Annotated in this window: 11 protein-coding genes; 6 read left to right on the top strand and 5 right to left on the bottom strand. The window is 69.4% G+C overall.

Annotated elements, in window-relative coordinates:
• Positions 1-122: 122 nt before the first annotated feature.
• Positions 123-818: a copper resistance CopC family protein gene (locus QM624_RS12955; protein WP_415092448.1), complete on the top strand. Its 696-nt coding sequence runs from the start codon at positions 123-125 to the stop codon at positions 816-818.
• Between the two features lie 13 nt (positions 819-831).
• Here the strand turns inward: QM624_RS12955 and QM624_RS12950 are convergent, their stop codons facing one another.
• The gene (locus QM624_RS12950) at positions 832-2,541 is read right to left on the bottom strand and encodes a glycosyltransferase (protein ID WP_415092446.1); all 1,710 of its coding nucleotides are present in this window, start codon (positions 2,539-2,541) and stop codon (positions 832-834) included.
• A 100-nt stretch (positions 2,542-2,641) separates the two neighbouring features.
• On the opposite strand from QM624_RS12950, the gene QM624_RS12945 reads away from it, so the two are divergent.
• Both QM624_RS12945 and QM624_RS12940 read left to right on the top strand, forming a co-directional pair.
• On the top strand, positions 2,642-3,979 hold the full coding sequence (locus tag QM624_RS12945) for a Gfo/Idh/MocA family oxidoreductase (protein WP_415092444.1): 1,338 nt from the start codon (positions 2,642-2,644) through the stop codon (positions 3,977-3,979).
• 8 nt (positions 3,980-3,987) lie between these two features.
• Positions 3,988-6,510, top strand: a complete 2,523-nt coding sequence (locus QM624_RS12940; protein ID WP_415092442.1) for a CDP-glycerol glycerophosphotransferase family protein — start codon at positions 3,988-3,990, stop codon at positions 6,508-6,510.
• Between the two features lie 126 nt (positions 6,511-6,636).
• Here the strand turns inward: QM624_RS12940 and QM624_RS12935 are convergent, their stop codons facing one another.
• Positions 6,637-8,235, bottom strand: a complete 1,599-nt coding sequence (locus QM624_RS12935; protein WP_415092440.1) for a fibronectin type III domain-containing protein — start codon at positions 8,233-8,235, stop codon at positions 6,637-6,639.
• A 576-nt stretch (positions 8,236-8,811) separates the two neighbouring features.
• Positions 8,812-10,209 (bottom strand): endonuclease/exonuclease/phosphatase family protein, encoded by a 1,398-nt coding sequence (locus QM624_RS12930; protein WP_415092438.1) that lies wholly within the window; start codon positions 10,207-10,209, stop codon positions 8,812-8,814.
• Positions 10,210-10,216: 7 nt separating this feature from the next.
• Here QM624_RS12930 and QM624_RS12925 point away from each other — a divergent pair, with 7 nt between their 5' ends.
• The 3 genes from QM624_RS12925 (at position 10,217) to moaC (ending at position 12,357) form a co-directional block, all read left to right on the top strand.
• Complete coding sequence (locus QM624_RS12925) at positions 10,217-10,618, top strand: hypothetical protein (RefSeq protein ID WP_415092436.1); 402 nt, start codon at positions 10,217-10,219, stop codon at positions 10,616-10,618.
• A 76-nt stretch (positions 10,619-10,694) separates the two neighbouring features.
• Positions 10,695-11,888 (top strand): gephyrin-like molybdotransferase Glp, encoded by a 1,194-nt coding sequence (gene glp / locus QM624_RS12920; protein ID WP_415092434.1) that lies wholly within the window; start codon positions 10,695-10,697, stop codon positions 11,886-11,888.
• A 4-nt stretch (positions 11,889-11,892) separates the two neighbouring features.
• Positions 11,893-12,357, top strand: a complete 465-nt coding sequence (gene moaC / locus QM624_RS12915) for a cyclic pyranopterin monophosphate synthase MoaC (RefSeq protein WP_415092432.1) — start codon at positions 11,893-11,895, stop codon at positions 12,355-12,357.
• 3 nt (positions 12,358-12,360) lie between these two features.
• Here the strand turns inward: moaC and QM624_RS12910 are convergent, their stop codons facing one another.
• Together QM624_RS12910 and QM624_RS12905 are read right to left on the bottom strand one after the other, a co-directional pair.
• Positions 12,361-12,858: a MogA/MoaB family molybdenum cofactor biosynthesis protein gene (locus QM624_RS12910; RefSeq protein WP_415092430.1), complete on the bottom strand. Its 498-nt coding sequence runs from the start codon at positions 12,856-12,858 to the stop codon at positions 12,361-12,363.
• Positions 12,855-13,505 carry a spermidine synthase gene (locus QM624_RS12905; protein WP_415092428.1) on the bottom strand — a complete coding sequence of 217 codons (651 nt, stop codon included), beginning with the start codon at positions 13,503-13,505 and terminating at the stop codon, positions 12,855-12,857. Before QM624_RS12905 ends, QM624_RS12910 begins: the two co-directional genes overlap by 4 nt.
• Positions 13,506-13,528: the final 23 nt, after the last annotated feature.

The following is a 13,528-nucleotide window of genomic DNA, read 5'->3' as shown; positions in this document are numbered from 1 at the left end:
TTCCTGAGGATGATAACCCAGGAAGCCGTGGGTTCCCGCTTCGCCACTTCGTACCCCGGTACTGTGGTGGGCCCGAGGATTCCAGGGTGCACACCGCGCCCGTGTGACGAAGGGTGGCCTCGATGCGTTACCGCCGACTACTCGCCGCGTTGCTGATCGGCACGCTGTCGGTGCTCGCACTGGGGGGCACCCGGGCCCGCGCGGCCGATGACTATCTGGTCGGCAGCGACCCCCAGCCGCGCCAGGAACTGTCCGAGGTGCCCGGCTGGGTCACCCTCGCCTTTCGCACCAAGGCCAGCGCGAAGCTCGCCAAGATCCTGGTGTTCGACGCGGGCGGTCGCAACGTGACCACCGGCGCCCTGATCGTCGAGGGCACCAACGTCACCAGCCAGCTGGACTTCGACCTGCCCAAGGGCACCTACAGCGTCTACTACCGCACCAGCGACGCCTCCGGGAAGCCGCGCGGCGGTGCCTTCCAGTTCGCCTACGGCAAGGGCAACTGGACGCCGCTCGACAAGGAGGTCTGGGTCGGCGAGGAGGAGCAGCCGCCGGTACTGGCCAACCCCGACCCCAACGCGACCGAGCCGGCGAAACCGGGAGAGTCCACGCCGGCCAGCCCGTCGACTTCCGCTTCGCCCAGTGAGCCGGCGGCGACGCCGCAACCGTCGGATTCGCCGACCGCCACCGCACCCGCCGAGCAGCCGGCGGCGTCCGACAATTCGGCAGCCGGCTGGCTGGTCGCCGGCGGCATCGTGGTGGCCGGGCTGATCGGCTGGGGCGCGGTGCTGATGGTGCGTCGCAACCGGGCCGGCGACTGACCCTCGCCCGCGGTCAGGACGGCTCGGTCCAGCCCTGGGCGTCGAGTTCGTTGTAGAGGCCGGACCAGCGGGCGACGCACGACTCCGGCGTGAACGGCCGGACGGCCGGCACGGTGCCCGAGGAGAGCCGGGCGAGCAGCCCGGGTTCGGTCAGGCACCGGACGATGGTGTCGGCCATCGCCCGCTGATCGCCGTAGGGCACCAGGAAGCCGTTGACGCCGTCCTCGATGATGTCGGAGGGGCCGTAGCGCAGGTCGTAGCTGACCACCGGGCAGCCCAGGGCGAACGCCTCCTGCAGGGTGAGCGGTGCGCCCTCGTACTTGCTGGTCATGATGCACAGCCCGGCCCGGCGGTAGACGCCGTGCGGATCGGTGGTGAACCCCGCCAGCGTGACCGACGAACCCAGGTTGAGCTGTTTGATCTGCTCGGTCAGCTGGGTCAGCAGCGGGCCGCGGCCGTAGATCTCCAGCCGGGCCTCGGGCAGCCGGCGGTGCACCCGTGCCCACGCCCGCAGCGCATGGTCGATCTGCTTCTGCGGATCGAGCCGGGCCATCATCACCACGAGATTGGGATCCCGCTCCACCGTCGGGTCGGGCGACACCGCGGGCGCCGCATGCGGCACCACCCGGAAGTTCTGCTGCTTTCCGTACACCGCCTCCGCCTCGGCCCGCTGGGTGTCGGTGAGGAAGACGGTGGCGTCCACCTCGTCGTGGTGGGCGAACAGTGCCTGATAGCTGGGCCGGATCCGCTTGATGTTGTCGTAGGGCGCCCGGACGTGGGTGTTGTGCAGCACGAACAGCCGCTTCACGTTGGGGCGGCGATAGGACAGCATCCACGGGTCGACGTCGCGGGCCTCGGTGCAGATGAAGGCGCGCCGTCCGGCCAGGTAGTTGTCCAGGCAGCTGTGCAGGATCTCCTCGTACCCGCTCAGCACCCGGCTCGGCCGGCCCTCGGCGTCGAACAGGGTGACCTGCTCGATGTAGTGGCGTCCGGTCTCGGGCTCGGTGACTCGCCACAGGTTGAAGTGCGGGGTGCCGTCGTTGCGGTAGTAGATGTCCTGCCGCGGCCGGTTCTGCACCAGGTCCATGTAGACGGTGCGCCGGATGGTTCCGTCGAGCCGGAACTCGTCCCGCCTGGTGCGGTTGCGGTTGACCGTGAACCAGTCCCGGACGATCAGCCGGCCGGCGTAGTCGAAGCGCTTGTAGATCCGGTAGACGCCCTCGTCGTCGTAGAACCGGTAGAGCTCCTGGTCGGCGTCCTTGATCGGGTGCAGGCCGGGTTCGTCCAGCTGATGGCTGACCGGCGGGCCGACCCGGGTGCTGTCGTCCGGCAGGTGGTCCAGCAGGTTGACGGTGGTGATCCCGTCGATCAGCGAGCCGCGTTGCCGGAACAACTGGGTGACGTCGTCCAGTTCGGAGGAGTGGTTGAAGGTGAGTACTGCCGAATCGACGCCGGCCAGTTCCTTGAACAGCCGGGCCTTGGCGAAGATCGACGACGTCCGGCCGGCGAAATTCCGCGGCAACCCGCCCACCGCGAACAGGTACAGCGCATCCGGGAACGGCTGCATCGCCGGTATCGGATCGGATCGCTTGGCCAGTGCCGGGCCGCCGGTGCCGGCTGCGGGTGCCTTCTTCTTCGCTGGACGGGCCTGCTCCGGGGTGCCACTGAGCGCTCGCCACGCCGCACGTCCCCGCCCCGCCGCGGCGCGCATGATGCGATCCATCGATACCTCTCCGACTCCTGCGATACTTGAGTCCGCCCCAGCCTGCCATGTCGATGCCCGTGCGGCAGTCCGGGACGCGAATTCTGCGAGGAGGACATCGGTGAGGGTCATCACCTACGGCACGTTCGATCTGTTCCATGAGGGTCACCGCCGGCTGCTGGAGCGTGCGAAGGAGCTCGGCGACTACCTGATCGTGGGTGTCACCACCGATAACTACGACGATTCCCGCGGCAAGCTGAATGTGCGGCAGAGCCTGATGGATCGTATTCGCAATGTGCAGGACAGCGGCCTCGCCGATGAGATCATCATCGAGGAGTACGAGGGCCAGAAGGTCCAGGACATGCAGAAGTACGACGTCGACATCTTCGCGATCGGCTCGGACTGGCTGGGCAAATTCGACTACCTCAACGACTACTGCAAGGTCGTCTACCTGGACCGCACCAAAGGTGTGTCGAGCACCCAGCTGCGCAATGAATCCGGCGGGGTGATGCGGGTCGGCATCGTCGGCGCCGGACGGATCGCGGCCCGCTTCGTGGCCGAGGCGCGCTACGTCAGCGGGGTCAGCGTCGAAGCCGTCTACACCAGGAACTACGACAAGGCGAAGGCGTTCGCCGAGCGCTGCGAGCTGCAATGGGCCAACGAGACCTTCGAGCACCTGCTGCAGCATGTGGACGCCATCTACATCGCCTCGCCGCACGCCAGCCACTACGACTACGCCAGGGCGGCCATCGAGGCCGGCGTCCATGTGCTGTGCGAGAAGCCGATGACGCTGAGCAAGCAGCAGACGACCGAGCTGTACGAACTGGCCGCCTCCCGCGAGGTGGTGCTGGTCGAGGCCATCAAGACCGCGTTCGCGCCCGGCTTCCAGCGCATGGTGGCGGTCGCCCGAATCGGCACCATCGGCACCGTCCGGTCGGTCGACGCCACCTTCACCAAGCTGGTCCACGAGGGCCGGGAACTGCACGGTGAGGACGGCGGCAGCATCTCCGAGCTGGCCACCTATCCGCTGCTGGCCATCGTCAAGCTGCTCGGCACCGACTACGTCGACGTACGCACCTACTCGTATCGGCCGGAGGGCAGCGAGGTCGAGCTGTACTCCCGCATCGACATCGTCTACAAGCATGCGATCGCCTCGGCCCGCACCGGTATCGGGGTGAAGGCTGAAGGCGAACTGGTGGTGGCCGGCACCAAGGGCTATGTCTATGTGCCGGCGCCGTGGTGGCTGACCGAATACTTCGAGGCGCGCTTCGAGAATCAGGCGCACAACAAGAAGTACTACTACAAATTCGACGGCGACGGCCTGCGTTACGAGCTTGCCGAGTTCGCCTGGATGATCCGCAATCAGACCCCGGAATCGTTCAAATTGCGCACGGCTGAATCGATCGCGATCGCCGACATCATCGAGCGGGCCCGTTCGCAGGCCACCATTTTCAACTGAGGAAACATATGGCGTCGCGGATCGACTTCTACAAGCGTGCGGTCTATCTCACCCTCCGGCGTATCAACGACAATCCGGACTCGGTGCTGCACAAGGTGTACCGCACCACCCTGCTGGGGTCGCGGCGCCTGGTCAGCCTGGTCGCCCGCAAGCCGGTCGCCTGGGTCGCCCAGCTGCAGAGCGCGCGCTGGCTGAACGACCACCAGTTCGAGATCACCGGCTTCGCGTTCGAGCGGGGGATCGGGTTCCCCGATCAACCGCCGGTGGTGCGGGTCTGGCTCGCCGGGCCGGGTCGGCTGCGGGTGCCGGCGACTGTCGAGTTCCGCCGCGACCTCGCGGCCAGCGGGCGGACCAAGGACAGCGACTTCGACTACTCCAACACGGGTTTCCGCGCCGTGTTCGACCTGGGTGGCCTGTTCGGCGGCGAGCCGATGCAGTTGCGTGCACAGGTCAGCGTTTTCGGGCGCGGACGCACCCGCACCGGAGGCTTCGAGAAGCGTTTCGGCGGCGGCTCGGCCAAGTTCCCGTCCGCTCGGGCGCTGGACGGCGTCCAGGTGGTGCCGCGCTGGGTGGCCGACGAAGGCCTGGTCATCGACGTCCGCAAGCCCGTCGCGACGCTGGGTTCGCTCGAGTTCTCCGGTCGCCGGATGCTGCTCGAGGTGCGCGGCGAGGGCCTGACCGGCGGTGAGCTGGTCAACGAGACCGGTGTGGTCCCGCTGGCCGCGGCGGGCGACGCGTCCGGGGTGCTGCGACTGGAGGGTGAACTGCCGCCGCCGGCACCGGCCGGCGCCACCGGCGCGGGACTGGTCGCCGAAGACGTGGACGGGTTGCACGGATGGGTGCGGCACGCCTGGTACGAGGCGTGGGTCACCGACCGTGACGGCCGTCGGCTGCAGGTGGCCGTCAACCGGCCGGGTCCCGAACTGGGCGAGGGCGGTGAACTGAGCGGTTACGTCGCGGACGGGTGCCTGCTGATCCGGGACACGCCGGTGTCGTTGCTGGTTTCGTCGGTGGCGTTCGAGACCGAGCCGGAGTTGGGCGTCCGGGTCGCCGGGCGGGTACGGGGCGATGCCACCGGGGCGTCGCTCCAGTTCGTCGGTGCCCACCAGACCCTTCCGGCGACACTGCAGGTGGAGGACGGACGGTTCGAGGCGTTCTGCCCGCTGATGAGCAGCACCTGGGGTAGGCCCCCGCTGCCGCCCAAGGCGAGCGCGTACACCCTGCGCGGACTCACCGCCGGCAACGAATGGTTCTGGATCGGCACCGACAGCGATCTGATCGACCAGTTGCCGCGCGAACCTCAGCACCCGCTGTTCCGCTTCCGGTTCCAGGTGGACGGCGGGCGCCGGCTGCAGTTCCGGGTCAAGGCGCCGCGGGCCGACGACGAGCTGGGCTTCTACCACCAGCGGGTCCTCGAGGAGGAGTACCGCAACACCACCTTCGAACCCGAGGACAGTGTCTTCTTCGAGTCGTTCTACGGGCGTTCGGCCGCCTGCAACCCGCGGGCCCTCGATGCGCTGATCGCCGCGGAGCATCCGGAACTCACCCGCTACTGGGGTGTGGTGGACAACTCGGTCGGGGTGCCGCCGGGCGCCGTCCCGGTGGTCTACAACACGCGGGCCTGGTGGAACGCCCGGGGCCGGTCCCGGTGGGTGATCGCCAACGACTGGCTGCGGGTCAAATTCGCCCACCAGCCGCATCAGGTGGTGCTGCAGACCTGGCACGGCTCGATGTTCAAGCGGATCGGTCTCGACCGGCCCGGCTTCGATCCGATCCAGGAGCGGGCGCTCAAGAAGGAGCGGGACAAGTGGGATCTGCTGCTCAGCCAGAACCGGCACAGCAGCGAGATCTTCCGTTCGGCGTACGCCTGGGAGGGGCCGATCCTCGAAGAGGGCTATCCCCGCAACGACGCGCTGGCCGGCGGTGACGGCCGTCCGATCCGAGAACTGCTCGGGATCCCGCTGGAGGACACGGTGGTGCTGTACGCGCCGACCTGGCGCGACGACCAGACCAAGGCCGAGTTGCTGCTCGACGTGGCCGCACTCGCGGCCGAACTCGGTGACGGGTACACATTGCTGCTGCGGGGGCACACCCGCACCCACGAGATCAGCGAGGCGGTGACCGCCGAACATCTGCTCGACGTGACCACCTACCCCGACATCACCGAGCTGTTCCTGGCCTCGGACATCCTGATCACCGACTACTCCTCGGTGATGTTCGACTTCTCGGCCACCGGGCGTCCGATGATCTTCTTCGTGCCCGACCTGGACGACTACCGCGATTCGCTGCGCGGGGTGTACTTCGACCTGGAGGAACTGGCGCCCGGACCGGTGATCTACGACCCGGCCCTGGTCGCCCCGGCGGTCCGCTCGGCAGCAGCCGAGCGCGTCGATTCCTACGCCGCGAAGTACGACGAGTGGCAGGCCCGGTTCAACCCGCACGACGACGGCGAGTCCGGACGGCGGGTGCTGGCCCGGTTGTTCGCCACCGATCCGCCCCGGCTGCGCCCGGCGTCCGCCGACCCCGAATAGCCCTCCCTGGGGAGGTACTGATCCAGTCACGTCATCCCGGGCTCCGACCCGGGATCTCAGGCGGGAGAGATCCCGGATCAGGTCCGGGATGACGATCGAGGGCCCTGCGGGCCCGATCGGTGAGGATCAGGGCAGGTAGGCGGTGATCCGCACCATGTTGTGATCGGACGGCGGAGTGCCGTTGAACTTGCCGGCGGCGTCGACATCCACCACGGTTTCCCACTCGCTGACCCGGACGCCGCGCGACACATAGATGTAGTCGATCACGGAGCCGTTGATGTAGGCCGACTTCGGAGCCGTCGCGGCCAGGTTGTTCTTGGTGTTGAACTCGGTGCCGATCCGGTGTTCGACGATCGCCGAACGGTCGGGGACCGTCGACTTGTAGGTGTTGCCGAGCGGATCCAGGTAGCCGGCGTCGGTGATCACGTCGTAGGGCGCATTGCTGGGCACGGCGTGCTTGCTCGACTTGAAGTCGCCCAGGATGATCACCGGCAGCCCGGACTTGTTCTGCTTCTTGATCGTGGCCACCAGTTCGCGGGTCTGCGCGGCGCGGGTGTTGTGATGCAGGCTGGAGCCCGCGCTGTCGTCTCGCGGGTCCAGGTGGGTGTTGACCACGAAGAAGTGCTTGCCGGTGGAGCGTTGCCGCAGCTCGGCCCAGGCCAGGAAGCGGGTGGTGTCGTCGGCCACCTGGGCGTCGAACTCGAGCGAACCCTGGCGCACGGCCGCGATCCGGTCGGAGTTGTAGATGATCCGGACGTCGTGGGAGGCGCCGCGATCCTTCGGCTTGCAGTTGTTCGGGCTGGTCGATTTCTCGCAGTTGTAGCGGTAGGAGTTGGTGATCGCGTACCGCGAGCCGAGCAGGTCGAGCAGGTCGTCGAACTGGGCCTTGTCGGTGCCGTCCGCGGCCCGCGTCAGGCCCTGGGAGCTCTCCTGGGTGCCGAGCACGTCCAGATCCTGGTCCTTGATCGCCTTCACCAGGGTGGAGCGGCGCTTCGCCCACGGATGGCTGGAGGAACAGTTGGCGCAGAGGATGTTGTAGCTGGCGGCGCGCAGCGGCGCGACCACGCTGCCGGCGGTGGTGGACGCCTTGAGCGAGGTGCTGAAGGTGGTGGTCGTCTTGCCCTTGGTGGACTTGGCCCGCAGCTTCACCCAGTAGTCGGTGTTCTTCTTCAGCCCGGTCAGCTTCAGCGTGGTGTCCTTGGTGCTGACGTACTTCGCGCCGGACAGGCTGGAGTTGGCGGCGTACTTCACCTGGTAGCTGCCGATGCCCGAGCGCGCCCGCCAGGTGAGGGTGAGCGAGTCGGAGTCTCGGGCGACCAGCTGCAGGCCGCCGGGGGTGAGCGAGACGTAGCTGCTGCCCTTGCCGCGGGTGAGCACCTCACCGGTCTTGCCGTAGGGGCTGAGCAGGGCGCCGGTGGTCTTCGCGACGGCGACCGCGACGTAGTAGCGGGTGCCGGCCTTGAGGCCGGTCAGTTCGGCTTCGGGTTCAGTGGTGGTGAGGTAGGTCGGCGAGCTGAAGGTCTTCTTCGTGGAGTACTTCACCTTGTAACGCGGGGCGCCCCATACGGGCGTCCAGGAGATCGCGGACGCGGTGGTCGACCGCATGCCGCCGGCCGGTGCGCCGGGCGCCACCCAGGCGCCGATCGCCTGAGTCGGTGGGCCGAGCAGGGTGACGGCCGCCAGGGTGAATGCGGCCAGGGCGAGGCTGAGAAGGCGACGGCTCATGACCGCACCGCCTTGGGGCGCGGGTGCCGATCGAGGGCGGGGTTCGGGTAAGGGGTGGCGTCATGGGTAACGGGGGGCATGACAGTCTCCTCTTCTGGGACGGGAACGACTCCCGGTCGACGAGCAGGTCGTCGACGCGGGATAGGGGGACGGTCCTCGGTCGGGGAAGAACCGGCCAGCCCTGACGGCCCAGGTGGTGACTTGTAGAGCCGAACGGTGGGCGGGGGACCCACGGCTCGGACGGCGATGCCTCCGTGGCAGGGAACGACGGATCCGCTGCGATCGCGCGCCCCAGCGCCACGGGAGCGCGGCGGAGCGCGAAAAGGCATGCGGGCATGGTCACCTCAGGAATCCTTGGGGGTGGACGGAATCCGGGACGCGACGAACCTTACAGGGAGCCGTTGTCAAGCGTCACACGCACCCTCAATGCTGGGATGAGGATGAGAAATGCTCAGAGATTCCGCATGTAGGGCTGTTGAGTTGGGCGTCGTTCCGGCCCCGACCCGGGACCTCAGGCGGGGAGAGGTCCCGGAAGATCCCGGATCAAGTCCGGGACGACGATGGAGAGGCTCAGGTTCAGGGCAGCAGGACGGTGGCCCGGATCAGGTTGTGGTCCGAGGCCAGCGGGCCGCGCAAGCTGCCGTCGCTGTTCAGGTTGACCACCGTTTCGTAGTCAGTGACCCGCATCCGGGTGACGAAGATGTAGTCCGGGTTGCTGCCGTTCACGCCGCTGGTGCGCCGGCCGTCCCGCTGCAGGTTGTTGTAGCTGGAGTACTCGGTGTGGATCCGCTTCTCGACCGTGGCCGAGCCGCTCGGGCTGGTGGACCGGTAGCCGTTGCCCAGCGGGTCGACGAAGCCGGCCGCCCGCATGATGTCGTAGGGCGCATTGGTCGGCACGTCCCACTTGGTCGAGTTGTAGTCGCCGACGGCGATCGCCGGTAGCCCGCCCCGGTGCGCGGCGATGGTCTGGACGACCTTGCGCGCCTGCGCATTGCGAATCGTGTAGAAGGTGCGCGATCCGGCGGTGTCGTTGCGCGGCTCGAGGTGGGTGCTGGTGAACAGGAAGCGCTTGCCGTTGATCCGGTGCTCGAAGACGGCCCAGGCCACATACCGGTCACGGCCGATGCCCGGCAGGTCGGCCAACTGCTGTGAGCCCTGGCTGATCAGCCGGACGGTGGCGGTCCGGTAGGCGATCCGGACGGCGCCCGAAGCGCCCCGCTGCACCGGCTGGCACTTCTTGGGGCGCTCGGCGTTGCGGCAGTTGAACCGGGTCAGGTTGGTGAGCCGATAGCCGGCCGGCGCGAGCAGCCGGGCGACGTCCTCGAACTGGGTGCGGTTGGTTCCCTTGAGCAGCGCGTGGGACGCCTCCTGCAGGCCGACCACGTCCAGGCCCGAGTTGACGATGGTCGAAACCACGGCCTGCCGGCGCGGACCCCAGGCTCGGCAGTTGGCGCACTGGATGTTGTAGCTGCCCACCCGCAACGGGTCGCCGTCCGGGGTGGTGAGGCGCTGGACGCCGCTCCAGTCGCTCTGCGGCCCGCGGGCGTTGAGCAGCCGGGCCCGCACCCGATAGGTGGTGCCCGGACGCAGTTGCGGGGCGACCAGCCGGGTGCCGGTGGGCGTGCTGCGCTTCGGCTTCTTGCCGGGCGCCGTCCACTCCAGCTGCAGCTTGGTGCCCTTCATCGGCTTGATCCAGGACAGCTCGCCCCGGACGGACGAGGTGGCGCGGGTCTGCACGATCGGAGCCGTCAGCGGGTAGGGGGTTTGCACGGCCAGCTCCACCGAGGCCGATCCGAGCGGCAAGCCTGCGGCGTCCGCGGCGGAGACCTGCACCCAGTAGCGGGTGTGCGGCTTCAGCCGGCTGAACGCGGCCGCCGTCCGGGTGGCGATCAGGGTCTGCAGCGGTGCCCCGGCGCGGGCGCTCTTGAGCTGGACCCGGTAGCCGGCAGCGCCGGGGACGGGCGTCCAGGACACGGCGAGAATGTTCGATCGGGCGGTGGAGGCGTCCAGCGCCGGACGCGGTGCGGACGGCACAGCGGTGGACGGTTCGGCGGATCCCGAAGCGGCCGGACCGGACGGCGAGGCGCCGGACGGTGATCCGGTTGCCGGCGTGGTGTCCGTCGGCGGTTGCGCCGAGGTGGTGTTGTCGGCACTCGGTGCCGGGCTGCCCGATGCGGGTGCGCTGGGAGCGGGGCTGCCGGCGGGTGCCGGAGCGGACGCGGTGGGCGGCGGCGTGGTGGGCTCGGCGGCGGCGGAGAGTGCGGTGCCGGACAGGGCGAGCATGACGACGAGCGTCGTCAGCGGCGCATGCCAGACCCTTCTGCTCAACGCGGTTCCCCCCGAAGTCCACGAGTGCTGGCGTGACGTTATCAGCCTGCGATGAGGGGAACCTGAAGCTAGGTTGAGCGTATGCAGAGTGAGGGCTCCCGGTTGCCGATTGGTGACCACCTGGAGGCGCGATGATCTCCGTTGAGGACTACCGGGAACGGGTGCTGGCCCTGGTCGCCGGACGCCGGCTCGACGCGCAACAGGTGGCGTTGGCGCAGGCTGCCGGACGGGTGCTGGCCGGCGATCTGATCGCGCGGGTCGCCGTCCCGCCGTTCGACAACTCGGCGATGGACGGCTTCGCGGTGCGTGCCGCCGACGTCGCGGACGTGCCGGTCGAGCTGACCGTGGTGGGCGAGAGCGCGGCCGTCGGCGGGGACATTCCGGCGGTGCTGCCCGGCACCGCCGTCCGGGTGATGACCGGTGCCCGGGTGCCGTCCGGTGCCGACGCCGTGGTGCCGGTGGAGCTCACCGACCAGCCGGCCGGCGCGACGCCGCTGCCCGCGCGGGTGCGGATCACGGAGTCGGTGCCGTCCGGACGCCACATCCGCCGGGCGGCGGACAATCTGGCCGCCGGCGACCTGGTGCTTCCGGCCGGGACGATGCTCACCCCGGCCGCGATCGGCGCGGCGGCGAGCGTCGGCTACGGCGAGTTGTCGGTGTGCGCGCGACCCACGGTGGCGGTGATCGCGACCGGTGCCGAACTCGTCGAACCCGGACGCGCGCTGGCCGCGGGCGAGATCCCCGACTCGAACTCGGTGATGGCCGCCGGTCTGGTGACCGCGGCCGGTGCCGAACTGGTGACGGTCGCCCGCTGCGGCGACGAGCCGGGTGCGCTGGCCGAGCTGCTGGCCGGTCTGCCGGCGGTCGACGTCATCTTCACCACCGGTGGGGTGTCGGCCGGTGCCTACGAGCCGTTGCGCCAGCTCGGGGCCGATCTGGACTTCTGTGCGGTGGCGATGCAGCCCGGCAAACCGCAGGGCTGCGGGCTGGTGGACGGCGTCCCGCTGGTCGCCTTCCCGGGTAACCCGGTCAGTTCGTTCGTGTCGTTCCAGATGTTCGGACGGCCCCTGCTGGACGCGCTGACCGGCGCGTCGGCGTCCGTGGTGCGCCGGCGGGCGGCGGCCCTGGACAGCTGGCCGTCGCCGCGCGGACGGCGCCAGTACGTTCCGGTGGTCACCGAACTGGACGGGGTTCGGCTCACCCATCCGCTCGGCTCGGGCTCGCACCTGGTCGCTTCGCTGCACCGCGCCGACGCGCTGGCGATCGTTCCCGAGGAAAGCGAGGCGGTCGCGGTCGGCGACATCCTCGAAGTCATGGCAGTGTGACCGGATGCGTTTCACCCACTTGGACGACGCCGGCGCGGCCCGGATGGTCGACGTCACCGGCAAGCAACCCACCGTGCGCGAGGCAACGGCGACCGGGCTGGTGACCTGCTCGCCCGAGGTCGTCGAGGCATTGCGCAGCGGCACCGTGCCGAAGGGCGACGTGCTGGCGGTGGCCCGGGTCGCCGGCATCGCGGCGACCAAGAAGGTGCCGGAACTGCTGCCGCTGGCGCACGTCATCGGCGTGCACGGCGCGGTGCTCGACCTGGAGATCACCGACGCCGGCGTGGCGATCACCGCCACCGTCCGGACCGCCGACCGCACCGGCGTCGAGATGGAGGCGCTCACCGCGGTCACCGTCGCGGCGCTGGCCATCGTCGACATGGTGAAGGGCGTCGACCGGTCCGCGGTGATCGCCGACTGCCGCATCGTCGCCAAATCGGGCGGACGCAGCGGCGACTGGAAGCGCTGACCCCTACGGGTTGTGGTCGCCGCCGTCTAACTGGTCGACGATGTGGGCGACCAGCGGGCCGACCACGGCGATGGTGTCGCGGACGCCGCCCGTCGACCCGGGCGCGTTCACCACGAACGCGGACGGCCGCTTGGTCGAGGTGACGATGCCCGCTTCGGCCCGGGAGATCACGGCCGTCGGCACCTGCTCAGCCCCGCGGCGGCGGATCTCGTCCACCACGCCCGGCAGTGGCAGCGAGAGCAGCTCGGTGGTGACCTGCGGGGTCACGTCGCGCGGGCCGATGCCGGTGCCCCCGGTGGTGATCACCACCCGGGCGCCGTGCTTGATCGCCGAGCGGATGCCGCGCCGGATCGCTGTCGGCTCGTCCGGGACGACCGCCAGGGTGGCGTCGATGCCGTGCGCGGCGAGCAGGCTGACCGCGAGCGGCCCGGACCGGTCCGGGTAGGCGCCGGCGCTGGCCCGATCGGAGACGGTGAGGACGGCACCGGGGATGCGGTTCATGGGTTCACGCTAGTGCGCAGCTGGTAGAGCGCGTAGCCGAACCGGCGTCCCTCGCGGTCCACCTCGATCACCGTCTCGGTCAGATCACCCAGCCCGGCCAGAGCGCGAGCCAGCTCAGGGGCGGCGTCCTCGGACCAGATCACCAGCACCCCGCCGGGCGTCAGCCGTTCGGACGCCGTCCGCAGCCAGTCGGCGGCGTAGACCCGGGCATTCCGGTCGTGGATCAGGAAGCCCGGGCCGTTGTCGACGTCGAGCAGGATGGCGTCGAAGCTCTCCTCGCGCCGCGGCAGCCATTCGGCGATGTCGCCCTGGTGCAACTGGACCCGGGGATCGTGCGTCACCCGCTCCAGCTGAGCGGTGACGCCCTGCATCGCCCACTCGATCAGCGGCCCGGCCAGCTCCACGACGTCGACATGGCGCGCGCCGTTGTCGAGCAGCCGGGACGCGGTGTAGCCGAGCCCGAGGCCGCCGACCAGCACCCGTCCCGGTGCGGCACCGGCGGCGTCGGCCAGGGCGAGTTCGCTGGTGACCTCGGTGGAATCCATCGCGAACACGCCGTTGACGATCAGTTCCACGACCCCGCCGCGCGTGCGCAGCACGACCTCGCCCTGGGGTGTCGTCGCCCGGGCGATCTCGCTGGTCCGCATCCGGTTATCGTGACCCAGTGGTG

It is taken from the genome of Micropruina sp. (assembly GCF_047606365.1).
Classification (GTDB): Bacteria; Actinomycetota; Actinomycetes; order Propionibacteriales; family Propionibacteriaceae; genus Micropruina.
This window is presented reverse-complemented; position numbering and strand designations above follow the sequence as displayed.